Raw genomic sequence first — 23,657 nt, 5'->3', positions numbered from 1 at the left:
ACCCGCAGTTCCAGCCGATGATGCAGCCGCCGCCACCGACAGGTTGCACCGGCAGCGCGCCGCCACCAGCGGGGCTGTGCCCGGGCGACGGGGGTGCCGGCGCCACACCGGATGATGCGCTCGTTGCGACGGTCAGCGGCTTGTCGAAATCGCCAATACCCGCGACGGCCAAGGTAACAACGGCCACACCGCATATCGCGGCCACCGTCCCACCTTTACGGCTCAACACAGGTTCCAACTGTAGGTGCTGGCCACGGGATGCGCAGAAGTGAAACCGGAGGGAGGGAGGCAGCCTCACCCTTCTCGTCGACCGCTCGAGCGTGAGGAGCGGACGCTGGTCGCCGCCACGCCGCGCAAGTTGGGAGCCCCGACTGTAAAAACGCTGTCAAACTCCCGTTAAAACACTTCGCTGCCATCGCGGATCGGCGCGGGGCCTGCGAAAATTTCGGGCATGCCCACCATCGAGACGCGCCTCCGCGAGGAGTTGCGCAACTGCGCCGTCGAACTGCGGCGGCTGGCATACACGATGCCCCACGGCGTGGGCGAGCATGATCTGCTGCAACTGTCGGACCGGATGCACACAGCCGCCGACCACGTGGTCCGCAAGGGTGCCTAGCCTCCCTTGAGGCGAATCTTCCAGCGCACGAAGCACAGATAGCAAACGCTGATCACCACCAGCATGGCCATGTCGAACCACCAGGTGGCGGCATTGTGATGCCAGTGTGAATCCTTCGGCACCTGCGGCCCGGGCTCCAGGTGAATCAAGTTGACAGTGGAGGCCGACGTCGCGAAACCCCACCGCGCCGGTGTGGCCCAAGACATCTGGTCCAGCCCGATGCGCGCGGTCACCGGAATCATGCCGCCGGAGAACACCAGCTGCGACATGACCGCCACGACGAGCAGCGGCATGATCTGGTCATTGGACTTGGCGATGGCCGACAGCGCCAACCCGAGCATCGCCGAGGCGACCGTCGTCGCCGCGACATCAACGAACAGCTCCAGCCCGGGCTTGCCCAGCGCCGCGGCGCCCTGGGTCGGGCCACCCTTGCCCAGCAGCGTGATGGCGGTGACGATCGCCGACTGAACGATCGCGAACACGGTGTAGACACAGACCTTCGCCAGCAGGTAGGCGCTGGTGGACAGCCCGACCGCCTGCTCACGCAGGAAGATGGCGCGCTCGCCGATGAGATCCCGGATGGTCAGTGCCGTCCCCATGAAGACCGCACCGACGTTGAGCAGCACCAGGATCTGGCCGGGCTCGGTCGGCGCGTCACCCATGGGATTGGGAATGCCGAAGCCGACGTCGCCGGGCACCGACATCGACAGCGAGCCCATGATGAACGGCAACAGCGCAAGGAAAGCAAAGTAGCCGCGGTCGCTGACGATCAACCGAATCTGTCGCCGGGCGATCGTGGAGAACTGCCGGACGAGGCTGGTTTGCGGCGGATCGCCCAGCTCGGCGGGCTTCTCCGCGGGTGGCGGCGGCGGGGGCGGGCCCGTCTGCGCCAGGTACCGCGCTTTGGCCGCGTCGGGGTCGCCGGCGACCGAGCTGAAGATGTCGGCCCAGTTGGTGGTTCCCATCGCCGGGCCGATTTGGCTGGGCGGCCCGCAGAAGGCGGTCTTGCCGCCGGGGGCGAGCAGCAGAACCTGATCGCAGACGTCGAGGTACGTCAGCGAGTGGGTGACCACGAGGACCACCCGGCCCGCGTCGGCCAACTGCCGCAGCATCGTCATGACCTGCCGGTCCAGCGCGGGGTCCAGACCGGAGGTCGGCTCGTCCAGGATCAGCAGCGACGGCCCGGTCAGCAACTCCAGGGCCACCGACGCGCGCTTGCGCTGGCCGCCCGACAATTTGTCCACTCGCGTCTGCAGGTGCTGGCTCATCTCGAGTTCCTCGAGCACCCGGGCCACCACCTGGGCACGGTCCTCCTTGGTGGTGTCCGGCGGCAGCCGCAGTTCGGCCGCATACATCAGCGCCTGTTGCACGGTCAGCTGACCGTGCACGACGTCGTCCTGCGGCACCATGCCGATTCTGCTTCGCAGCGAGGCGTATTCGGCGTGAACGTTGTGGCCCTCGAAGGCCACCGTGCCGTTGGTCGGGCTGGTGTACCCGGCCACCAACCTCGCGAACGTCGACTTCCCGGCGCCCGATGGACCGATGACGGCCGTCAGCGTTCCGGGAAGCGCACCCAGCGAGATGTCGTCCAACAGCGACTTGTTGTTGTCGATCGTCCACGTCACCCGGCGCACGTCGAGGCCGCCGGTGCGCGTCGCGGTCGCGGCCTCGTCGCGGCGGGCCAGCGTGCCGCCCGCGAAGACAAGGTCGATGTTCCCGATCGTGACGACGTCGCCCTCGTTCAGCACCGCCACGTCGACCCGCGATCCGTTGACGAAAGTGCCATTGATGCTGCGGTTGTCATGAATCTCGGTGCCGCGCGGCGTCGGGATCAGGGTGGCGTGGTGACGTGATGCGAGGACCTCGGGAATGACGATGTCGTTGTCGTTGGCGCGGCCGATCTTGATCGCGCCGGGCATCGACTCCGCTTTACCCGGCCGCAGGATCTTCAACATCGAGGTCGCAAGGTTCGACGCATCAGCGCTGACGCGCATGGTCTCGGGTCCGGCCGCGGAGGCCGGGGTCGCTTTCGCCGGTGGTGCCCGGTAGATCTGCGGTGCCGAGTGCGACCCGCTGGGCGGAGCGGCCGGTTGTCCGCCGGTCGGGTAGCGCGGCTGCGGCCCGGACGGGGACGTCGACAGCGGACCCCGCGGCTGGACCGGTTGCGGTCCGGTGGGCGGACGCGTCGGCGGCGACCGCAACGGCCCCGACGGGGAGGGCTGCGGCTGGCCCGTCCAGGGGGACGTGACGGTTCCCTGTGGGCCCTGGACCGGCGCTGGGCCACTCGGTTCGCTCGACGGGCTGAGCAGTGGAATCGACGTCGTCAAGGGTGGGCGCCCGGCCGAGCCCAGGTGGCGACCGACCTCGAAGGCCAGCGCCGGACCGTCCGGATTTCCGATGTTGACCCGCAGGCCGTCCAGGATGTCGACGGTCGGCACCCGCCGGCTGTTGACATAGAGGCCGTTGAGGCTGCCATTGTCGATCGCGACCCATCGGCCCTGGTCGAATCGCACCAGCAGGTGCGTGCGCGATATCAGCGGGTGGGCAACGCGGACATCCGCCCGCAGGTCACGCCCGATCACGACATCGTTGCCTGCGGCGAAGGTGCGCTCGGCTCCGTCATACCGCACAGTCAGCACAGGCGGGGCTGGTCGGCTCATTACGCCAACTGTATCGGCTGGCGGCAAGCGCAGGGCAAGTCATCGCGACGTTTTCGATGGCGAAACCGCGGGTAACCCGCCGTCCATGCAGCACAGCGACAATGACTTCCCCGACGACGTGCCCGTCGCGGATGCCGTTGAGCAACAGCAGCCGACCTCCGGTTCGCCGGCCGACGAGGACGACGCCACATCCTGGCCGGACGACGGCGACGTGCCGCTCGAGGCGGCTCCCTCCGACTGGCAGGAACAACGTGAGACAGTCCTGATCGACCCGGAACTCGAAGAACGCGAGCAATACGAATAGGCCTGCGGTGCAAGAGCTTTCGCGGCGCTTGTTCGGCCGCTATCCGGCGGCGGCGGTGATCTCCGGCGTGCGCCAAGCGCTGCCGGGGCCGGTCGTGACATCCTTGACGAAGTCCCCGATGTAGCGGATGGCACGCCGCCCCTCGGGCAGGATGTCGGCCGCCAACGGAAAATCGTGAATCTGCCCGTCCCAAAGATGCAAATCGCAGCGGATTCCACTGGCTTCCAAGCGCTTCGCCATGAGCTCTGCGTCCGGGAGCAACAGCTCATCGGAGCTGGCGTGGATGGTCACTGGAGGCAGCGAGGATAGGTCGGCGTCGACCGGTGAGACCACGCGCGCATTGGAGCTTCCCTTGCCCACCGGCAGTTGCACCTCGCCGAGGTATCGGGCGAACATCGACAACGCACCGCGGGTGAACATCGAGCACTTTCGTGAGTTTCGATGCCTTAGCTTGCGGGCCGGATCCGGGTCGGTGAATGGCGAAATCGCCGCGATCCCAGCGGGTTTCGCAAGCTCGTTCCGGACGGCGGCCAGCGTGGTCATGAATGCGAGGTAACCGCCGGCGGAGTCGCCAGCCACGACAATTCGGTCATCGTCGTAGCCTTGCTGCCGCAACCAGCGCAGCCCGCTGAGGCCGTCTTCGATCGCGTCGCTGATTTGATGCGACGGCAGCTTTCGGTATCCGACCGTGAGCACACCGGCGTCGGCGGCCTTCGACAAGCGACACACCACGGAGCGGTGGGTGTTCAGGCCGCAGGTAAGGAACGCCCCGCCGTGCAGGTAGAGGATCGCGCGCGCCGGGGACGCCCCTCGCGCGCGAATCCATTCGGCCCCGCAGTGTTCGAGTTGTATGGGTTCGACAGTCGCGGACGAACGAAAATGTGGCAGCAAACCGGCCATGCTGTCGACGTATTCCAACGGCCAGCGCAGATGCGGCTGAATTGCCCAGGCACGCACCGCGTTTTTCACGATCAACCGACTGGCCAACGAAACGGCAACCGATTGTGCGCTGTGACCGTGGTGAATGCGCCGATTGCTCGTGTTGCGCGGCAACGAACGACGGCGAAGCTTCGGATCCCTTGTGGCCATTGGCAACAACTCCTACTTTGACAAGCGGGTACCCGGCCTCCAGCACGTGAAAACTCTGCGTAAAGCCTGTGGCAAAGTTGGGTTTCTCACTGTTTACGCGCGCGAAAGGCGGGTATTCCGGCTTTATCTATGCGCGCGGCCAGCACGATGGCCCAAGATATGGGCATGGACGCAATCGATGGTCGGCTGCTGTCGGACCGGGTCGCGGTGGTCACCGGAGGTGGTGGCGGAATCGGCGCGGCGACCGCGCGGCTGTTCGCCCAGCACGGCGCGCGCGTCGTCATCGCCGATAGCGACACCGAACTCGCGCAACGAACGGCTGACGACATCGCGAGCCGCGGGGGTTCTGCGCTGGCGGTGATCACCGACGTTTGCGACGCCAATCAGGTTGTGTCCTTGGCGCAATCGGTGCTGGGTCGCTATGGGCGGATCGACATCCTGGTGAACAACGTCGGTCATTGGCTGCGTCACCCGGGCAACTTCGTCGACACCGACCCGCAACTGTGGGATGAGCTCTACCGCATCAACCTGCACCATGTTTTCCTCGTCACCCACGCATTCCTGCCGGCGATGATCGGCCAGCGCGCGGGTGCGATCGTCAACGTCTCGTCGGTCGAAGGGTTGCGCGGTTATCCCGAGGATCCGGTCTATGCGGCGTTCAAAGCGGCAGTCATCCACTTCACGCGCAGCCTCGCGGTCCAGGTCGGCCGGGACGGAGTGCGGGTCAACGGCATCGGCCCCGACGTCACGGAATCGCTGCAGGTGCCCTACTCGCAGTGGCTATCCGCCGAAGAGCAGACGCAGTGGCCGCAATGGGTTCCCGTCGGCCGGATGGGCCTGCCCGAGGACCAGGCGCGCGTCATCCTGTTCCTGGCGTCGGACCTATCAGCGTTCGTCACCGGCCACACCATCCCGACCGACGGCGGCACCGGCGCGGCAGGCGGATGGTTCCGCTCGTCGCGCCGCGCCGACCGCGAATGGACGAATCGCCCGATCGCACCCTGAAGCAGCGGTTAACTTCCGGGGACCGAGAGCGTGGCTTGCTGCTCGACCTGCAGGCCCTGTTGCTCGTCTTGCTGGGCTTGCTGAAGGTCCAGTTGTTCTTGCTGTTCGGCCTGTTGCATCTGCTGCTGGGCCTGGAGCTGTTGTTGCAGTTGGGCTTCGTCGTCGTTCCCGTCGGCTACGACGCGGGTAAGCGCTGATCCCCCAACGGTTTTGGCGTCATATCGCGGAGTGTGGAATAGTGCCAGCATCGCAAACGTCGCGACACCGGCGAGAATCGTTTGCACCAAGACGCGTTGCTTGTTCGCCGCCATCACGCCACTTTGCGCGTTGGTGTTAGCAGGAACCTGGATCGCAGTTAGCTATCCGCTGTGAGATCACACGCTTTGCGTGGCTCGAAATCGGGCTTGTTCGTGGATCACGGTGACCGGAATACCGTTGAGGACACCGTTGCCGGACGGCTCGTCGACGAACGCCGGCGGGGACAGCACGTTGGTGTTGGCGCCGGGCGAGCTGTTGGCCACGGACATGCGGGTGCCCGGCTTGCCGTGGCCCCAGCCGTGCGGCATCGACACCACGCCGGGTTTGATCGCGTCGGTGATCTCGATGGGGACCCTGATCTCGCCGGCCTCCGATTTCACCGTGACGACGTCGTCGTCGGCCACACCGAAGCGTGCGGCGTCGTCGGGATGGATCAGCAGCGTGCACCGGTCCTTGCCTTTCATCAGCGCGGGCACGTTGTGCAGCCAGGTGTTGTTCGACCGCAGGTGTCGCCGGCTGACCAGTACCAGCGGCTCGGCGGGGCGTTCCAGGCGCGCGGCCAGCCGCGGCAGGTCGTCGAGCAGGTATTGCGGGGCGAGCCGGATTTTCTTGTCGGGCGTGGCCAGGATGTCGGGGAGCTGAGGCACCATCGGCCCGAAGTCGATCCCGTTCGGGTTGGCCTTGAGCATGTCCAACGTGAGCCCGCCCGGGTTCCGGCCGTACTGGTCCCCAAAGGGGCCGGTTCGCAGCGTGAGGTCGAGCATCCGTTCCGGGCCGCCTTTCAAACCGGCATCGTCGTAGAGCTTGCGGATCTCCGCGCCGTCGAGGCCGCGCGTGAACGCCAGGTAGTCGAAGAAGCCGTCGTCGATCGCCGCGACGTCGACGTCTTCGGCGGGTGTGCCGGTGCACAGGCCGGTCAGCCGGATCAGGATCTCCCATTCGTGCGGGCGATCGCCCGGGTCGAACACCGGGGCCGAGTAGTTCGCGATGCTGCGGATCGCAAACAGCAAGATGAGGTCGTCGTGGTGTGGTTGCTCGAGCGGCGAGAGCCCCGGCAGGATCACGTCGGCGTGCCGCGTTGTCTCGTTGAGCCACAAGTCAATCGAGATCATCGCGTCCAGCATCGGCAGCACCTCGTCGAGTTTGTCTCCCCCCGGCGTGGACAAGACCGGGTTGCCCGCGACCGTGATCAGCGCCTTGAGCTGCCCGTCGCCCGGCGTGGCGATCTCTTCGGCCATGCACGACACGGGCGCCTGGCCGAGAACTTCCTTCGCGCCGCGAACGCGCGTGTGCCACCGGCCGAATTCGGGGGCGCCGCCCTCCAGGCCGGGCAGCGGCTGTGAGGTGATCGACCAGGCCGCCGGCTTCGGGAACATCGCGCCGCCGGGCGTATCGAAATGGCCGATCAAGATGTTGACGACGTCGACCAGCCAGCTGGCCAGGCTGCCAAACTCCTGATTGCACAGGCCGATTCGGCCATACACCACCGACTTCTTGGTGCTTGCGAGCTCGCGGGCCAGCCCTCGGATCCGATCCGCGTCGATCCCGGTGACGGAGCTGACCCGCTCCGGCGGCCAGTCGGCAGCGACCCGGCGCATCGTGCCTACACCGTCGACGTGCGGTCCGGGGTCGATCAGGTCTTCGTCAAACAGCGTGTGCGCGACCGCAAGCAGCAGCGCCGCGTCGGTGCCCGGCACGATAGGAAGCCACTCGTCGGCGCGGGCGGCGGTCAGCGTGCGCACCGGATCGATCACGATCACCTTGCCGCGTTTGCGGATCGCTTCGATCAGGCCCATCACGTTGGGCGCGGCCAGCAGCGATCCCTGCGACGCGGCCGGGTTGGCGCCCATGATGACCATCAGGTCGGTGCGTTCGATGTCGGGCACCGGGAAGTTCCACCAGAGGCCGTACATAAGGTGCGAGGAGAGGTTCTTGGGCCACTGGTCGACGGTCCCCGGCGAATACGTGACGGGCATCCCCGACATGCCCAGGAGCACGCCCGAGTAGCGGGCCAGCGAGAAGGAATGTGCTAGCGGGTTGCCGGTGTAGGCGCTGACCGCGCCGATTCCGTACTTTTCGATGACCGGCGTCAGGAGCTCGGTGCAGCGGCGAAACGCGGCGTCCCAGCCGACCTCCTGCCAGCGGCCGTCGACCTTGATCAATGGGCGGCGGATGCGGTCCGGGTCGTCGTGCAGCGCGGCCAGTGACACGCCTTTGGGACAGATGTGTCCGTGGCTCCACACGTCATCGGGATTGCCGCGGATGCTGGTGACCTTCCCGTCCGTGGGGCCGCCCTCGACGTGAATCTCTAAGCCGCACATGGCTTCACACAGTGGACAGGTACGCAGATGCCTGCCGTTATCGCCGGTCGTCACCCACCCACTGTATTCCGCTACTCCCCGTAGCGGAAGTACCCAAAAAGCACGGCGCTGCTGATAAACCGCTGATGATCGGGTCTGAGACACATTTGAATCTGACAAGTCGGCTGTACAACCGTGAGACGCCGACCCTAGCGTCGGGTACATGACCGACCCGCAGGACCTTGAGTACCTCCGCTGCGAGGTACTCGACCGGATCGATGCGCATCCATTCGAGGACTGGTCCCCCGCCCTCTTGCGGGCCATGATCGCCGTCTTCGACCTCGACGGAGTCACACCCGCCGGCGTCCACGGCTTCCGGCCCTACGTCATCAGGTAACTCGGCACGCCTCCGCGGCGCATGACTAAAGTCCCGACGATGGAGATGTGGGAACTGGTCGCGCGCGAGCGGATCCGCGACACCCTCGCGCGGTACAACTGGTCGGGTGATGCCGGCCGGCTCGACGGACTTGCCGAAACATTCTGCGCGGACGGCATTCTCGAGATTCGGGGGTCCGAACCACTGTGCGGCCGATCCCAGATCGCGGCCTTCCTCGGCGGTGTCACCGGCAACTTCGCCGACAACGTCGACGGCAAGCCGGTCGTGCGGCACAACGTCGCCACGGTGGTGTTCACCGGCCTGACCCCGGACGAGGCCCACGTCGAGTCGTACTTCACCGTGGTCACCCATATCGGACTCGACCATTTCGGTCGTTATCGCGACGTCCTGGTGCCCGCCGGTGATACCTGGCTGATCAAGCATCGCAAGGTATCGACAGATTGGGCGGCCCCCGCCTCGGTCATGGCCCGACGGCCACCGAACGTGTAATCAGTGCGACCGGCGTCGGCGGGTCGTCGCAGCAGTTACACGTTGGGCACCGAAACGCCAAGGCGCTGACCGATCAGCGGAACCACCGCTCCCGCCCGGCGCGGCGACGTGGCAGGGTGACCTCGTGGCCAAGACTCCTGAGACGACCGTCGAGCACGACCTGCGCGAGATCAGCACGCCGAAGGGCGCATTGCGCTACTACGACTGCGGCCCCGAGTCCGGCCCGGTGTTGCTGTTCCTGCATGGCTCCGGGCCCGGCGTCACCGGGTGGCGCAACTTTCGCGGGGTACTGCCCACCTTCGCCGAGCGCTTCCGCTGCGTGATCCTGGAATTTCCCGGCTTCGGGGTCAGCGACGACTTCGGCGGCCACCCGATGGTGACGGCGTTCGGCACCGTGTCGCCTTTCCTGGACGCGCTGGGCGTCGACAGAGTGCACATCGTAGGCAACTCGATGGGCGGCGGTGTCGGCATCAATTTCGCCATCGCCAATCCCGATCGCGTCGGTCGGCTCGTCACGATCGGCGGCATCGGGACAAACATCTTCAGCCCCAGCCCCAGCGAGGGCATCCGGCTGTTGCAGGAATTCGTCGAAGACCCCACCCGGCAGCGGCTCGTCGACTGGCTGAAATCGATGGTGTACGACCAGTCGTTGGTCACCGATGAGCTGATCGAGGAACGCTGGTCGCTAGCCACCGATCCCGCGACGCTGGACGCCGCGCGCCGCATGTACGGCAAGGCGGCGTTCGCCGGGATGAACTCCGCCATGGCGGCGTCCGACCGGCCGATGCCGTGGGCCGTCATGCACAAGCTGACGGTGCCAACCCTGCTGACATGGGGCCGAGACGACAGGGTGAGCCCGCCCGACATGGCGCTGATCCCCATGCGCACCATTCCCAACGCGGAACTTCACATATTCCCCAACTCAGGGCACTGGGCGATGATCGAAGCCAAGGAAGCGTTCGAAAGTACGGTCCTGGCGTTCCTGTCGCGAGAGAACGGCTAACTGCCCGTCAATCCCTCATCGCTGGGTGGCGCCAGCATCGACGGGCAGGGTCACCGCGGTGATGTACCGCGCCTCATCGGAGGCCAGGAACAGCGCGGCGTTGGCGACGTCCATCGGATCTATCCACGGCACCGCGAGCATGTTCATGCCGCGAGCCGCCTCGGCGAACTCGGCACGCGTGGGCGGCCGGTCCAAGTCCGGGCGAAACGCGCTCCTAACGGCGTCGTTCTGGATCATCGGAGTGTCGACATTCGTCGGATGGACGCAGTTGACCCGAACATTGTGCGGCGCAAGCTCGATCGCAAGGCTGCGCATCAGACCGACCACACCGTGCTTGGCGGCGGTGTAGTGCGCGACACCGACTAAGCCACGCAATCCGGCGATCGAGTTCGTCAGGACCAGAGCCCCGGCGCCGCGCGCGATCAGGTGCGGCGCCCCGGCCCGGCACGTATGCCACACGCCGGTGAGGTTGACGTCCAGCATGGCGTGCCACGCGGTTTCGTTCAGATCGACCGCCATGCCGCGAGAGGTGATTCCCGCGGTTGCACACACCACGTCCAGTCCGCCGAACCGCTCGACGCCGTGATCGGTGGCGGCCTGCATGCCGGCGAGGTCCCGCACGTCGACGATCTCCGTGTGCACGCGGGCACCGGCTTCGGTGACCAGGGCGGCCGTGCTGTCGAGGTCGGCGGGCGTGCTGTGCGGGATCACCACCGTATCGACCGGTCCGCACACGTCGAGCGCCACGATATCGGCGCCCTCCTGCGCGAAGCGCACGGCTTGCGCGCGCCCGATCCCCCGCGCCGCGCCGGTGATCAGGGCGACCTTCCCGGCAAGCCGCCCTTTCACGTCGTCTTCTGCGTCAGGCCTGCGTCGACGACGAGCTGGGTACCCGTGATGTAGCGAGCCTCGTCGGAGGCCAAGAACACCACGGCGTTGGCCACGTCGACCGGTTCCAGCCACGGCACCGGCAGCAGGTTGCGCGCCTCGAGCACCTCGGCTGCATCGGCCGCCGTGGGGTTCTCCAGATCGGGCCGCAGGCGCTTGAACGTCGCCTGGTTGAGCAGCGTGGTTGTTGCGACCGCGCCGGGATGGACGGTGTTGACCCGGATGCTGCGCGGCCCGAGTTCGTTGGCCAGGGTGCGTGCCAGGCCCACCACCGCGTGCTTACTGGCGGTGTAGTGGACGGTGTTGGTCGTGCCGCGAATCCCGTTGGTGGAACTGATGATCACGATGGAGCCGCCGCCCTCCCCCATGTGCGGCACAGCCGCCTTGACGGTGTGCCATACGCCGGTGAGGTTGACGTCGAGTGTGCGCTGCCAGTCCCGGGGGTCCAGTTCCCACGAGGGCGCGCCGGGGAGGTGGATTCCGGCGTTGGCGACGATCACGTCAAGCCGACCCAGCTCGGCGACGCCGTGATCGATCGCGGCCGTCATCGCTTCGAGGTCGCTGACATCGGCCACGCCGGCCACGCAGCGCCGGCCCCTATTTTCGACTTCCCTTGCGGTATCGCTCAATTCGCCTGCGGCCGCCTGCCCGTCCAGCGCGATCACGTTGGCGCCCTCGTCGGCGAACCGCTCGCAATGCACGCGTCCGCTGCCGCGGGCGGCGCCGGTTACCAGCACGACTTTGTCAACCAGTCCTGTCATTGCGGCATCTTGATCAGGTCGAATCCGCGGTAGCCGGAGTCGGCGACGTCGGCGCAGATGTCGTTGTAGGTCGCGAAGCCCCCGACGAACAGCATGAAACCCCTTGGCTTTCCCGGTACGTTCGCGCCCATGTACCAGGAGTTCGCCTTGGTGAACAGCGTCGTCTCGGCGCGCCGGGAGCATTCGGCGACCCAGCCGTCCACGCTGTCCACGGTGGCTTCGATCGCGGCGTAGTCATGGTTATCCAGGTAGGTGATGGCCTCAGCAATCCAGTTCACCTGAGCTTCCGCGTGTAGCACCATGTTCGCCAGGACGGCGGGTGCTCCCGGGCCGGAGATCAAAAACAGATTGGGAAAGCCGTCCACGCCCAACCCCAGATAGGTGCGAGGTCCGTGCGCCCAGTCGTCACGTAGGGCCACACCGCCGCGTCCGACGATGTCGATCTTGCCCAGCGCCCCGGTCATAGCGTCGAAACCCGTTGCCAGAACGATCATGTCGACGTCGTACCGGGCCTCGGTGGTGTTGATCCCGGTCGCGTCGACGGATTCGATCGGAGTGGCGCGCACGCTGACCAGCGACACGTTGGTCCGATTGAAGGTCTGAAAGTAGTTGCTGTCGGTGCAGATTCGCTTGGTGCCGATCGGGTGGTCATTGGGAATCAGCATGTCGGCGACCGCGGGATCGTCGATGACGGCCCGGATCTTTTCCTCGTAGAACTTTCGGGCCTCGTCATTGGCCGCCAGATCGATCATCTGGTCGGGGAATGTCTTCGAGAACAGCACGCCACCCAGCTGCCATCGCTTTTCGAACGCCGCTCGACGCTCTTCTGGCGTGCACTCCATCGTCGGCTTCGGGGCGGTGATGTGCGGCGAGCCACCGCCGCTGCGCCACGACAGCCTGCGCCGCTTCGCGTAGCCGGCCTTGATGTCGTCGAGCTCTTTGGCCGACAACGGCTTGTTGCCCGCCGGGACACTGTAATTGGGGCTCCGCTGGAAGACATAGAGGTGGGATGCCTGCTCGGCGATAATTGGAATCGACTGAATTCCGGAGGATCCGGTGCCGATGACCGCGACCCGCTTGCCGGTGAAGTCGACGGGATCGTGGGGCCATTGGGCGGTGTGGTAGATCTGGCCGGCAAATTTGTCCAAGCCATCGAAGGTCGGCGTGAGCGCAGCCGACAACGGGCCGGTTGCCATGAGACAAAACCGCGCCGAGAGCGCCTGCCCGCCGTCGGTGGTGACTGTCCAGCGCAACGCGGCCTCATCCAGCACCGCCGACACGACGCGGGTGTTCAGGGCGATGTCGCGGCGCAGGTCCAGTTTGTCGGCGACCCAGTTCAGGTAGGCGAGGATCTCGGCCTGGGTGGCATACTTTTCGGTCCAGTTCCATTCCTGCTGCAGTTCGTCGGAGAACGAGTAGCAGTAGTCGACACTCTCGACGTCGCAGCGCGCGCCCGGATAGCGGTTGTAGTACCAGGTCCCGCCCACCTCGGGTGCGGCTTCGAGCACCCGCACCGACAGACCTTGGCTGCGCAGCTTGTGTAGGGCGTACAGACCGGCGAACCCCGCGCCGACCACTAGTACGTCGAGAGGCTGCTGGCCGGGATTGGTCACAGGCAGCCACGGTAGGGCCTTAGTCGTCGCGCGCGGTTCCCCTTCCCGGTCAACGGACGCTCCGGCCGAGTTTTCCCGACCACCGGGCGCGCGCACCCGCCCCCCGCCGCATATCGCAGACCATCGGCTCATGTCGGAAGTTGCTCATGTCGAAGTGGAGCTGGATGGTCAGCGACATCGTTTGCGTTGGCCCCGTAGTCAGACCCTGGTCGACCTGTTGCTCGATGCGGGCATCGACGCGCCCCACTCGTGCCGGGAGGGCCGCTGCGGTTCGTGTGTGGCCACCGTCGTCGCGGGCGAGACCGTCATGGCGGCGTGCGACCTCCTGGAAGCCGACGACCTGCGCGGCGGTCTGATTCTCGCGTGTCAGGCCAGGCCGGCCAGCGACCATCTCCACATCAAGTTTTGACCGCGATTGCGTCCGCTCACCGGGATTGCCTTCGGGTTCGGCGCGGACTGCGGTAGACCATTACTACGCCCCCACACGTTAGGACGAACGATATGAGCGAGCGGGTACTCGACCAGGTAGTTGCCATGGCCGATCAGTTGCGGGACCAGGCCGCCGAAGCCGAACGGATTGGCCGCCTCACCGACGACACCGTCAAGCTGATGAAAGGTGCCGGCCTGATCCGGCTGCTGCAGACCAAGCAATACCAGGGCTTCGAGGTCCACCCCCGCGAGTTCGCTGAGACGACGATGGCCACTGCGGCGCTGGATCCAGCCGCCGGCTGGATCGTCGGCGTGGTTGGTGTGCATCCCTACCAGTTGGCCTATGCCGATCCGAAAGTCTCCGCGGAAATCTGGGCAGAGGACGTCGACACGTGGATGGCCTCCCCGTACGCGCCGCAGGGTGTGGCCAAGCCCGTCGACGGCGGCTACATCTTCAACGGCCGCTGGCAGTTCAGCTCGGGCACCGACCACTGCGACTGGATCATCCTCGGGGCGATGCTCGGCGACGAGAAGGGCATCCCGCTGATGCCGCCGCAGATGCTCCACATGGTCCTGCCGCGCAAGGATTACGAGATCGTCGAGGACTCGTGGAATGTGGTGGGGCTGCGCGGAACCGGCTCCAAGGACGTCATCGTCAAGGACGCGTTCGTCCCGACCTACCGGACCATGGACGCGACGAAGGTGATGGACGGCACCGCCCAGCGCGAGGCGGGCATGACCGAGCCGCTGTACCTGATGCCGTGGTCGACGATGTTCCCGCTGGGCATTTCTGCGGCGACCATCGGCATCGCCGAGGGAGCGCTCGCCGCCCACCTGGACTACCAGCGGGAGCGTGTCGGAGCCACGGGAACGGCGATCAAGGACGACCCCTACGTCATGCACGCCATCGGCGAGGCGGCGGCCGACATCAACGCCGCGCGCCAGGAGCTGCTGGCCAACGCCGATCGCATCTACGACATGGTTGCCGCCGGCAAGGAGGTGTCGTTCGCGGACCGCGCGGCCGGTCGGCGCACGCAGGTTCGCGCGGTGTGGCGCGCGGTGTCGGCGGTCGACGAGATCTTCGCCCGCTCGGGCGGCAACGCGGCGCGGATGGACAAGCCGCTGCAGCGGTACTGGCGGGACGTGCATGTCGGCCACCTGCACGCTATCCACGTCCCCGGCACCACCTACCACGCGTCGGCGCTGAGCTCGCTGGGCATCGATCCACCGGAAGGTCCACTGCGAGCCTTGATTTAGGAGAACGCTTCACCATGAGCGACCTGAAAAGCCTTGGCTACATTACTATTTCGACCAATGATATCGATCGCTGGCGGCAATTCGCCTTCGGCGTCCTCGGATTCGCGGAAGGCTCCCCACCAAAAGGAGGAGGCCCCGACGCGTCCGCGCTGTATCTGCGCATGGACGAGCGGGCAGCCCGGCTGATCGTGCTGCCCGGTGACACCGACCGGGTGCTCACCGTCGGCTGGGAAGTGCGCGACCACCAGGCGCTGCAGCGGGTCAAGGCCACCCTCGATGGCGCCGGGGTTGCGTTCAAACAGCTGTCCACCGACGAGGCGGAGGCGCGTCGCGTGGAAGAGGTGCTCACGTTCGAGGACCCGGCCGGAACCACGCTCGAGGTGTTTCACGGGGCGGTGCTCGACCACAGCCCGGTCGTCACCCCGTTCGGCGCGAAATTCGTCACCGGCGATCAGGGGCTGGGGCATGTCGTCGTGCCGGCCATGGATCCCAACGGGCTGTTCGACTTCTACACCGACGTGCTGGGTTTCCGTTCCCGTGGCGCGTTCCGGGTGCCGCTGCCGAAAGAGTTCGGGCCGGTGCGGGTTCGCTTCCTGGGCATCAACGAACGACACCACAGCATGGCGATCGTCCCGGCCGCACATCAGCGCGACCCGCGGCTCGTGCACATCATGGTCGAAGTCGACACCCTCGACGCGGTGGGCCAGGCGCTGGATCGCGTGAACGCCGAGGGATTCCAGCTGTCGTCCACACTGGGACGCCACACCAACGACAAGATGATCTCCTTCTACGTCCGCGCGCCCGGCGACTGGGACATCGAATTCGGCACCGACGGCATGCGGGTCGACGAAACCTATTACACCGCAGAGGAAATCACCGCCGACAGCTACTGGGGTCACCAGTGGGTCGGCGAGATGCCCGCGGCGATGCGGTTATGACGCCCGACACCGACATCACACCCATTCCCGCCGCGTCGATCGCCTCGTGGGACGACGAGGCCGACGTCGTCATCGCCGGCTACGGGGTGGCCGGCGCCGCCGCGGCGGTCGAAGCGGCCCGCTCCGGCGCCGACGTCCTGGTGCTGGAGCGCACCGGCTCGTGGGGCGGCGCGGCGGCGATGGCGGGCGGGTTCATCTACCTCGGCGGTGGTACGGCGCTGCAAAAGGCTTGCGGCTTCGACGATTCCGTCGAGAACATGGCGGCGTTTCTCAACGTCGCGATGGGGCCCGGCGCCGACGGGGACCGGATCGCCGACTATTGCGCCGGCAGTGTCGCCCATTTCGACTGGCTGGTCGGCTGCGGCGTGCCGTTCAAGGCGGAGTTCTTCTCCGAGCCCGGCTGGGAACCGATGGGCGACCAGGGCCTGATGTATAGCGGCGGCGAAAACGCCTACCCGTTCAACACCATTGCCACCCCAGCCCCGCGCGGTCATGTCCCGCAGATGTCGAACAAGAAGCAGGGTGAGGCAAGCGCCGGCTACATGCTGATGAAGCCGCTCGTCGAAACCGCGACCGCGGCCGGCGCGCGCGCCCTTTACGACGTGCGGGTGCAGTCGCTGATCGTCGAATCCGACGGGCGGGTGGTCGGCCTGCGCGCCCGGCAATACGGCACCGAGATGGCGTTGCGGGCGCGCTCGGGCGTGGTCCTCGCGACGGGCAGCTTCGCCTACAACGACGCGATGGTGATGCGCTACGCCCCGCGGATCGCCGGCCGCCCGGCGGCGTCGATCGAGCAGCACGACGGCCAGGCGATCCGGATGGCGCAGGCCCTGGGCGCCGACCTGGCCCACATGGACGCCACCGAGGTCGCGATCTTCATCGATCCGCAACAGCTGGTGCGCGGAATCCTGGTCAACGGCCGGGGCCAGCGCTACGTCACCGAGGACACCTACCCGGGCCGGATCGGGCAGCTCACGCTGTATCAGCAGGACAACACCGCCTACCTGATCATCGACGGCGACGCTCAGGAGGAGGCGATGGCGTCGTGGTCACCGAAGTTCATGTTGCGGCCGGCGACGTGGGTGGCCGACAGCGTCGCCGACCTGGAACGCGACATGGGGCTGACGCCCGGTTCGCTGCAGGCGACCGTCGCCGCCTACAACGACGGGGCCGCCAGGGGCGAGGATCCGCTGCTGCACAAGAAGCCGGAATGGGTGAAGCCGATCGGCTGCCCGGTCGGCGCGATCGACCTGCGCGAGAGCACTGGCGGCTTCACCCTGGGCGGCCTGAGTACCACGTTGGACGCCGAGGTGCTGCACGTCAGCGGTGAGCCCATACCCGGCCTCTTCGCCGCGGGGCGTTCGACCGCGGGTCTCGCCGCGTGGGGTTACGCCAGCGGGATCTCGCTCGGCGACGGCAGCTTCTACGGCCGCCGGGCTGGCCGCTCGGCCGCCAAGGGCTGACCTGCGCTAATCCGCCGACTGACCCGGGTCCGTCGGCGCTTTTTCGTGTCTTGTGTGACAGCAGCCACAGCGGTATGGTGCATATATTCCTAATAGGAATATATCAGCCAGTTATAGCAACCCTTGAGGACACCGATGTCACGAACCGACGCCGTCGCGACCGCCCAACCAACACCCAGTGCCGTTATCGACCGCATCTCGTTGGTGCTTGATGCGTTCGATGGACCGGGACGGCTGACGCTGGCACAGATCGTCCGCCGTACCGGCCTGCCGCGCTCGTCGGCGCATCGGATGCTCGAGCGCTTGGTGCAACTGCGCTGGCTGCGCCGCAGCGGCCGCGACTACGAGCTCGGTATGCGTTTGGTGGAGCTCGGCTCGCTAGCCGTACACCAGGACCGTCTGGTGCGCGCGGCCAGTCCGCTGCTGGGCGAATTGCACCGCGCCACCGGGCTTGTCGTACACCTCGCGGTCCTGGACGGACCCGACGTCGTCTATCTCGACAAGGTCGGCGAACCGATGAACGCCGCGATCCCCACCCGAGTTGGGGGCCGTCAACCCGCGCACTGCACCGCCGTGGGCAAGGCGATCCTGGCCTACAGTGACGAGGACACCGCCGTGGATCTGCAGGCCCGCAAGACCAAGTACTCGATCGTTAACAGCTCGCAACTGGCGATCGAATTGGCCAAGGTGCGCGCCCACGGTGTCGCGTTCGAGCGCGAGGAGTCGCTGCTCGGATTCGGTTGTGTGGCAGCCCCGATCGGCAGCCCGGGTGAGGCCGTCGCCGCGGTGTCGGTGTGCGGTCCGATGAATCGCATGATGTTCGATCAGCGCCTGGCCGCCCCCGTGCGCATGACCGCGATGGCCGTCTGGCGCAACGTCGAGGACGGCCCGCAGCGGGTGGCGCCAACCCTGCAACCGCTGCGGCCACTGCGACTGGCGCGTTCCGCGCCGCGTCCTGCCCTGCAATACGCGTGAGCCTCGATCCACAGATCGCGCCGCTGATCGAGGCGCTGGACGCCGGCTTCCCGCCGGTCCACACCATGACCGGTGCGCAGGCAAGGGCAACGATCCGCTCCCGCTTCGTGCCACCTGCAGAACTCGAGCCCGTTGCCGAGGTGAGAGACGAATCCATTCCGGGGCCCGGCGGCGACATCGCGGTGCGGATCTACCGCCCCGATGGCGAGAGCCTGCCGATCCTGGTGTACGCCCACGGTGGCGGCTTTGTGTTCTGCGACCTGGACAGTCACGACGGCCTGTGCCGGACTATTGCTAATCGTGTTCCCGCCGTTGTGATTTCGGTCGCCTACCGCCTGGCCCCGGAGCATCGGTGGCCTGACGCTGCCGAGGACGTCTACGCGGTCGCCCGATGGGCGGCCGACAATGCGGACGCGGTTGCCGGCGATGCACAGCGCGTTGTGGTCGGCGGCGACAGCGCGGGAGGAAACCTGGCCGCCGTCACCGCGGTGATGGCGCGCGATCGCAGCGGTCCCCCGATCGCGGGCCAGTTGCTCATCTATCCGGTGATAGCAGCCGACTTTAACAACGAGTCTTATCGCTTGTTCGGCAACGGTTTCTACAATCCGAAGCCGGCTCTGCAATGGTATTGGGATCAGTACGTTCCGGCGCGTGCCGATCGGGAACACCCATACGCGTCGCCCCTTCGGGCGAACCTGGCCGGACTGCCGCCAGCAGTCATCGTCACCGCCGGTCACGATCCACTTCGTGACGAGGGCAACGCCTACGCCGACGCGCTCGAGGCTGCGGGTGTGATCACTGTGCGATGCCCCTTCGACGGCGGCATCCACGGGTTCATGACGATGCCGATGCTCGACATAGCTCACGAAGCGCGGCAGCAGGCGTGCTCGGGACTGGCTCAACTGCTTCGCTGAAAGGTCGCACCATGGCTGACGGTCGGATATTCGTCATCGACACAGTGGTGACCAAGCCCGGCTGCGCAAGGACATTCGTCGACGCCTACCTCGCCGAATACGCGCCCGGCGCCCGCTGCCGCGGGATGACATTGCGCGACGTCCTCGTCAGTCCTCCGATCTGGTCCAAAGATCTCTCAAATACCGTCACTATCAGCTGGACGCTGCCGAGCGTGCAGGCATGGTGGGAGATGACCTGGAAGGGTCGGCCGGACCCGGCACTGGGCGAATGGTGGTCTCGGATCAGCGAACTGGTCACCGCGCGGTCGCGGTCTTTCGCCGCTGCAGCCGACGACGTCGATGGCCTCTGCGATGTATAGCGTTACCAGGCTCATCGACATCGCGGAGGAAGAGCGGCTTCGGGTGCTGGCGGCCGTGCGTTCGGCGGCGGAAGCGACCTCCGCACTACACCGGCTCGTCGAGCCGACGCTGCCGGGGTCGCGCAACGGGGGCGACGTCCTAGTCCACTTGAGGTTCGAATCACGAAGTCAATGGCTCTCGGCCGCGGATGATTTCGCTGCGGTGCTGCACGATCCCGGGATTACGCGAGTCAATGGAGCGACCTACGCAGGTGTTCTGAACCACAACGGCGGCGGCCCGGGAACCGTCTATCGCACCCTGCTGTTGCGGGTAGCGCCAGATACGGCCGCCGTCACAGTTGAACGTTTCGAAGACGAGCTGTCCTGGATGCCCGACTACATACCGGCCGTCAGAGCGTGGCAGCTGAGCCGCGTCGATGATGCGATCGGGGCCTCATCATGGACGCACGTGTTCGAGCAGGAGTTCAGCGATCTCGACGGTCTGATGGGTCCCTACCTGATGCATCCGATCCACTGGGCTGTGGTGGACCGATGGTTCGATCCGGAATGTCCTGACGTGATCGTGCGCGACCGGGTGTGCCACAGCTTCTGTCGATGCATCGCGCCCTTGCCAACTAGCTGCTGAAGACACTGAGTGATCCGACGTGGGCGCGGTTGGCCTTGATCCGCTCTGTCAGGCACCACGTCCCGTCGGCACGCCGCTGCCACGTGTCTTCGTAGTCGCCGAGGGTATAGAACCGCGCCGACGCGTCAGCATCAGACTGAAGATGGACATCGCGAATGTAGGCGCGGCTGAATGCATTATCGCCATCAACATCGATAACAACATTGCCCAATAGGTGTTGGGTCGGACCACAATTGTCGAGGAAACCCCGTATCAGTTCAATGATTGCTGCATTGCCGTGCAGACGGCCGGTGCCGAAGTCGCCTTGAGCGTCATCGGCGAGAATCTCGGCCATCGCGATCCAGTCGCGGTCGTCCATGGCGCGGGCGAATAGGTTCAACGCGCGCTGTATGTCACGCTCATCGAACAGGCGTTGTAGCCGATCGGTATCCATGTTTCTTTATCTTTCAGGCTATAGCCCGGCGGGGAGGATATTCGGGTTAGCAGATGCCGGCGGTTCCAGCGGCGGCAGCTCCGACCTACCGTCGAGGCTGCGCACCGGCAGCCCATGTGACCACGGGTAGTGCAGGCTGAAGGCCACCAGGCCGGTGCGTTGCGCGGCCGGCAGATGGCACATCGCGAGCACCGTCTCGGCCAGATACTCGACCGGCTCGGTAAAGAAGGTCTCCGGGATCAACTGTGCAGCACCAGGTGTGCGGACGGCCGTCGACGGGCCGACGCAGTTCACGGCGATGTTGGCATCGAGCAACTCCGCAGCGACGCCCTGGGTGAAGCGATGCAGTGCGGCCTTGCAAGACGCGTAGATGACGTCACCGGCAGTTTTGTTGTACTCCCGGTACGGCCGCACTGGAGCCACACCGGTGACCGAGCCGATGTTGACGATCCACCCGCCACCTTGTCTACGCATATGTGGCACCGCAGCTTTGGTCAAAACGAACGGCGTCCGCAGATAGTGCTCGATGGTCCGGTCGAAGGTTTCCAGCGACATGTTCTCGATCACCGAGTAGTCGGCGAAACCGGCGTTGTTGACCAGGATGTCGATGCGGCCGCTGCGTTCCAGCACCGCGTCCACCAGGCCATCGCGCGCCGCGCCGTCCTCGAGGTCCGCGGTCAGTCCGAACGCTGATCCGCCAGCCTCTTCGATCAGGGCGACGGTCTCGTCGATCGTGCCCGGTAGCGCCGAGGTGGCCCCGGCCCGGATGGACTGCGACGGTTGGTAGGCACGGGCCGTGACCGCGACGGTCGCGCCTTCTGCGGCGAGACGCTGGGCGATTGCGCGTCCAATGCCGCGGCTGCTGCCGGTGACCAAAGCCGTCTTGCCGGTGAGCAATTGGCTCATCGCAATGTAAAATCCTCTTCGATCGGCGCGCGATGCTGATGCCAGACGTCGACCAGTCGATATGGCGTCGCCACCACCACCCGCCCCGATCCCGACCGGTAGTAGGTGTGCGCATTCGGCGTGTGGCACCACACGGTACCCATCATCGTCTCGTCGATTTCCGCGACGTAGTCCTCGTACGCCCGCCGAGTGACTTCGATAGTGTCGGCGCCGCGCAGCGCCATCAACTGCAGGCATTCGATGATGTAGTGCGCGAGCACCTCCATTGAGAAGTTCGCGCCGGCGCCGTGACCGGGGCTGTAGTTCGGTGCCGACATGGTGAACAGGTTGGGAAAGCCGGGTACGGTTCCGCCGCGGTAGGCACGAGGACTTTCGCCCCATTCGTCTGTCAGCTTCTTGCCGTCACGGCCGCGGATGTCGATTGTGGACAGGAAGTCCAGGTAGTAGCCGGTGGCATAGATGATCACGTCGAGGTCGATCTGCCGACCGTCCTGTGTGACAATGCCTTTCGCGTTGACCTCGGCCGGTTCGCTGGCCTCCACGTCAACATGGTCGCGCGTCAACGCCGCGTAATACCCGCCCGGATCGCGGATGATCCGCTTGCCGTACGGTGCGAAATCCGGCGTGACCTTTTTGGCCAACTCCGTGTCTTCGCCGAAGGTCTGCTCGATGTACGCCAGGCACATCTGCAGAAGCACGTCGTTGGCCGCAGAGATGGACAGGTGGTCCTTGGCCCACTCCGGGTCCTGCAGGATGACCGGGTAGTTGTTGTCGGCGGTTCCCCAATACGATTTGAGCCGGTTCCAATTCGCGTAGTACGGCAGGTGACGCCCGAGGTAGCGCCGATGCGCGGGGACCTCGTCGGTGGGACGTTTGCGTGGCGCCACCCAGTGCGGCTGACGCTGGAATATCGTCAGGTGGTCCACCTGGTCGACGCACGCGTCGACGATCTGCACCGCGGTGCACCCGGCGCCGATGATCGCCACCTTCTTGCCGGTGAGATCCACCGAGGAATCCCACCGGGCCGAGTGAATGCTGATGCCCGCGAACGTTTCTCGCCCCTTGACATCGGGCCAGCGGGGCCGGTTGAGGTAGCCGGCCGCGGTGATCACTACGCTTGCGTAGCTGATGTCACGGTGGCCGTCGGCATCGACCGAATGGATCTGCCATTGGTTTCGATCGGCGTCCCACCACAAGGCATCGACCTCGGTGCGGAACCGGGTCCGCTCGCGCAGCTTGTACTTGTCGGCGAGGGCCACCAGATAGCGTTGATACTCCGCGCCTTGCGGATAGTAGCTGCTCCAGTCGGGGTTGACTTCCCAAGAGAGCGAGTAGTACGCCGACGGGGTGTCGACGCCGATGCCCGGATAGGTTGTGGTCAGCCAAGTGCCGCCGACCTCCGCGTTGCGGTCGAAGATCTCGTAGGACACGCCCTCCGCGGCGGCGGCCAGCGCGACGCTGATCCCCGCGATGCCCGCTCCGATGATGGCGATTTTCACGGTATCGGGGATCGGCACCGTGCGCGGCAGCGTCGGCTGCGACCGCTGGAAGCCGCCCTGCTCGAGTAGCAGGTCGACCTGCTCGTCCTCGACTTCCGAACCCAGCGCGATCGGCAGCAGTCGAGCGAACAAATCCCGGTCGGCGGCGGCCACCGCATCGGCTCGCCGGGGCTGAGCCAGCGCGTCAATGACGGCGCGTACCAGCGCTTCGGCAGTTTCGGGGTCGGTGACACCGGCCCGTTCGGGTGGGTCAGGAATGTGCGAGATTTTGGGCGCGTAGGTCTCGATCACCGACGGGTCTCCGGTGAGCTGGGCCAACACCGCGACCAGGACGCCAGGGTCGGCCTGCCGCAGGTTGTCCCGCAGTTCGCCGGGGTCGGGAACGGCGGGGCCGGTGGGCGACGTCGATTCCGTGGCGGCGGTCATGCCATCGAGTATCGAGGCGGACGGTTGGGTCGCGCGGCCATCTGTCTACT

24 protein-coding genes are annotated in these 23,657 nt (G+C 66.1%); 15 read left to right on the top strand and 9 right to left on the bottom strand.

Annotated elements, in window-relative coordinates:
• Positions 1 to 451: 451 nt before the first annotated feature.
• Positions 452 to 616 carry a hypothetical protein gene (locus A5747_RS25225; protein WP_175611199.1) on the top strand — a complete coding sequence of 55 codons (165 nt, stop codon included), beginning with the start codon at positions 452 to 454 and terminating at the stop codon, positions 614 to 616.
• Here A5747_RS25225 and A5747_RS07795 read toward each other — a convergent pair.
• Positions 613 to 3,276, bottom strand: a complete 2,664-nt coding sequence (locus A5747_RS07795; RefSeq protein ID WP_083700224.1) for an FHA domain-containing protein — start codon at positions 3,274 to 3,276, stop codon at positions 613 to 615. The two genes, A5747_RS25225 and A5747_RS07795, sit on opposite strands and share 4 nt — an antisense overlap.
• Before the next feature lie 85 nt (positions 3,277 to 3,361).
• Here A5747_RS07795 and A5747_RS07790 point away from each other — a divergent pair, with 85 nt between their 5' ends.
• A complete protein-coding gene (locus tag A5747_RS07790) occupies positions 3,362 to 3,580 on the top strand; it encodes a hypothetical protein (RefSeq protein ID WP_076123073.1) in 219 nt (72 codons plus the stop codon).
• Positions 3,581 to 3,619: 39 nt separating this feature from the next.
• On the opposite strand, the gene A5747_RS07785 is transcribed toward A5747_RS07790, so the two are convergent.
• Entirely contained in the window at positions 3,620 to 4,669 is a 1,050-nt protein-coding gene (locus A5747_RS07785; RefSeq protein WP_076123072.1) for an alpha/beta hydrolase, read from the bottom strand.
• A gap of 159 nt (positions 4,670 to 4,828) precedes the next feature.
• On the opposite strand from A5747_RS07785, the gene A5747_RS07780 reads away from it, so the two are divergent.
• Both A5747_RS07780 and A5747_RS07775 read left to right on the top strand, forming a co-directional pair.
• Positions 4,829 to 5,674 (top strand): SDR family NAD(P)-dependent oxidoreductase, encoded by an 846-nt coding sequence (locus A5747_RS07780; protein WP_233147980.1) that lies wholly within the window; start codon positions 4,829 to 4,831, stop codon positions 5,672 to 5,674.
• Positions 5,647 to 5,871: a hypothetical protein gene (locus tag A5747_RS07775; protein WP_076123071.1), complete on the top strand. Its 225-nt coding sequence runs from the start codon at positions 5,647 to 5,649 to the stop codon at positions 5,869 to 5,871. Before A5747_RS07780 ends, A5747_RS07775 begins: the two co-directional genes overlap by 28 nt.
• A gap of 177 nt (positions 5,872 to 6,048) precedes the next feature.
• On the opposite strand, the gene A5747_RS07770 is transcribed toward A5747_RS07775, so the two are convergent.
• On the bottom strand, positions 6,049 to 8,307 hold the full coding sequence (locus A5747_RS07770; RefSeq protein ID WP_076123070.1) for a molybdopterin-dependent oxidoreductase: 2,259 nt from the start codon (positions 8,305 to 8,307) through the stop codon (positions 6,049 to 6,051).
• 148 nt (positions 8,308 to 8,455) lie between these two features.
• On the opposite strand from A5747_RS07770, the gene A5747_RS25035 reads away from it, so the two are divergent.
• From A5747_RS25035 to A5747_RS07760, 3 genes are all read left to right on the top strand, one after another.
• Complete coding sequence (locus tag A5747_RS25035; RefSeq protein ID WP_158070259.1) at positions 8,456 to 8,629, top strand: hypothetical protein; 174 nt, start codon at positions 8,456 to 8,458, stop codon at positions 8,627 to 8,629.
• 39 nt (positions 8,630 to 8,668) lie between these two features.
• Positions 8,669 to 9,118, top strand: coding sequence for a nuclear transport factor 2 family protein (locus A5747_RS07765; RefSeq protein WP_076123069.1), 450 nt, complete (start codon positions 8,669 to 8,671; stop codon positions 9,116 to 9,118).
• A gap of 124 nt (positions 9,119 to 9,242) precedes the next feature.
• A complete protein-coding gene (locus A5747_RS07760; RefSeq protein ID WP_076123068.1) occupies positions 9,243 to 10,121 on the top strand; it encodes an alpha/beta fold hydrolase in 879 nt (292 codons plus the stop codon).
• Between the two features lie 15 nt (positions 10,122 to 10,136).
• On the opposite strand, the gene A5747_RS07755 is transcribed toward A5747_RS07760, so the two are convergent.
• The 3 genes from A5747_RS07755 to A5747_RS07745 are packed head-to-tail and all read right to left on the bottom strand — an operon-like array spanning position 10,137 to position 13,383.
• Positions 10,137 to 10,970: a mycofactocin-coupled SDR family oxidoreductase gene (locus A5747_RS07755; protein WP_076123067.1), complete on the bottom strand. Its 834-nt coding sequence runs from the start codon at positions 10,968 to 10,970 to the stop codon at positions 10,137 to 10,139.
• Positions 10,967 to 11,770 (bottom strand): mycofactocin-coupled SDR family oxidoreductase, encoded by an 804-nt coding sequence (locus A5747_RS07750; protein ID WP_076123066.1) that lies wholly within the window; start codon positions 11,768 to 11,770, stop codon positions 10,967 to 10,969. The genes A5747_RS07755 and A5747_RS07750 overlap by 4 nt, the downstream gene beginning before the upstream one ends.
• Entirely contained in the window at positions 11,767 to 13,383 is a 1,617-nt protein-coding gene (locus A5747_RS07745) for an NAD(P)/FAD-dependent oxidoreductase (RefSeq protein ID WP_076123065.1), read from the bottom strand. The genes A5747_RS07750 and A5747_RS07745 overlap by 4 nt, the downstream gene beginning before the upstream one ends.
• Positions 13,384 to 13,513: 130 nt before the next feature.
• On the opposite strand from A5747_RS07745, the gene A5747_RS07740 reads away from it, so the two are divergent.
• The 8 genes from A5747_RS07740 to A5747_RS07705 all read left to right on the top strand — a co-directional run bounded on the left by A5747_RS07740 (position 13,514) and on the right by A5747_RS07705 (position 20,343).
• Positions 13,514 to 13,792 carry a 2Fe-2S iron-sulfur cluster binding domain-containing protein gene (locus A5747_RS07740; RefSeq protein ID WP_076123064.1) on the top strand — a complete coding sequence of 93 codons (279 nt, stop codon included), beginning with the start codon at positions 13,514 to 13,516 and terminating at the stop codon, positions 13,790 to 13,792.
• 92 nt (positions 13,793 to 13,884) lie between these two features.
• Positions 13,885 to 15,069, top strand: coding sequence for an acyl-CoA dehydrogenase family protein (locus A5747_RS07735; protein WP_076123063.1), 1,185 nt, complete (start codon positions 13,885 to 13,887; stop codon positions 15,067 to 15,069).
• Between the two features lie 14 nt (positions 15,070 to 15,083).
• Positions 15,084 to 16,007: a biphenyl-2,3-diol 1,2-dioxygenase gene (bphC, locus tag A5747_RS07730; RefSeq protein ID WP_076123062.1), complete on the top strand. Its 924-nt coding sequence runs from the start codon at positions 15,084 to 15,086 to the stop codon at positions 16,005 to 16,007.
• On the top strand, positions 16,004 to 17,470 hold the full coding sequence (locus A5747_RS07725; protein WP_076123061.1) for an FAD-dependent oxidoreductase: 1,467 nt from the start codon (positions 16,004 to 16,006) through the stop codon (positions 17,468 to 17,470). Before bphC ends, A5747_RS07725 begins: the two co-directional genes overlap by 4 nt.
• Before the next feature lie 135 nt (positions 17,471 to 17,605).
• On the top strand, positions 17,606 to 18,445 hold the full coding sequence (locus tag A5747_RS07720) for an IclR family transcriptional regulator (RefSeq protein WP_076123060.1): 840 nt from the start codon (positions 17,606 to 17,608) through the stop codon (positions 18,443 to 18,445).
• On the top strand, positions 18,442 to 19,359 hold the full coding sequence (locus A5747_RS07715) for an alpha/beta hydrolase (protein ID WP_076123059.1): 918 nt from the start codon (positions 18,442 to 18,444) through the stop codon (positions 19,357 to 19,359). The genes A5747_RS07720 and A5747_RS07715 overlap by 4 nt, the downstream gene beginning before the upstream one ends.
• An 11-nt stretch (positions 19,360 to 19,370) precedes the next feature.
• Entirely contained in the window at positions 19,371 to 19,718 is a 348-nt protein-coding gene (locus A5747_RS07710) for a hypothetical protein (protein WP_076123058.1), read from the top strand.
• Positions 19,711 to 20,343: a Dabb family protein gene (locus A5747_RS07705; RefSeq protein ID WP_076123057.1), complete on the top strand. Its 633-nt coding sequence runs from the start codon at positions 19,711 to 19,713 to the stop codon at positions 20,341 to 20,343. Before A5747_RS07710 ends, A5747_RS07705 begins: the two co-directional genes overlap by 8 nt.
• Here the strand turns inward: A5747_RS07705 and A5747_RS07700 are convergent.
• The 3 genes from A5747_RS07700 to A5747_RS07690 are packed head-to-tail and all read right to left on the bottom strand — an operon-like array spanning position 20,333 to position 23,607.
• Positions 20,333 to 20,776, bottom strand: a complete 444-nt coding sequence (locus A5747_RS07700; RefSeq protein ID WP_076123056.1) for a nuclear transport factor 2 family protein — start codon at positions 20,774 to 20,776, stop codon at positions 20,333 to 20,335. The genes A5747_RS07705 and A5747_RS07700 overlap by 11 nt on opposite strands.
• Positions 20,777 to 20,794: 18 nt before the next feature.
• The gene (locus A5747_RS07695; RefSeq protein WP_076123055.1) at positions 20,795 to 21,682 is read right to left on the bottom strand and encodes an SDR family NAD(P)-dependent oxidoreductase; all 888 of its coding nucleotides are present in this window, start codon (positions 21,680 to 21,682) and stop codon (positions 20,795 to 20,797) included.
• On the bottom strand, positions 21,679 to 23,607 hold the full coding sequence (locus A5747_RS07690; RefSeq protein WP_076123054.1) for an NAD(P)/FAD-dependent oxidoreductase: 1,929 nt from the start codon (positions 23,605 to 23,607) through the stop codon (positions 21,679 to 21,681). Before A5747_RS07690 ends, A5747_RS07695 begins: the two co-directional genes overlap by 4 nt.
• Positions 23,608 to 23,657 lie beyond the last annotated feature (50 nt).

Source organism: Mycobacterium sp. IS-836, assembly GCF_001954275.1.
Taxonomy (GTDB): Bacteria; Actinomycetota; Actinomycetes; order Mycobacteriales; family Mycobacteriaceae; genus Mycobacterium.
The sequence above is the reverse complement of the archived record's forward strand: the minus strand, read 5'-3'. Positions and strand labels throughout refer to the sequence as shown.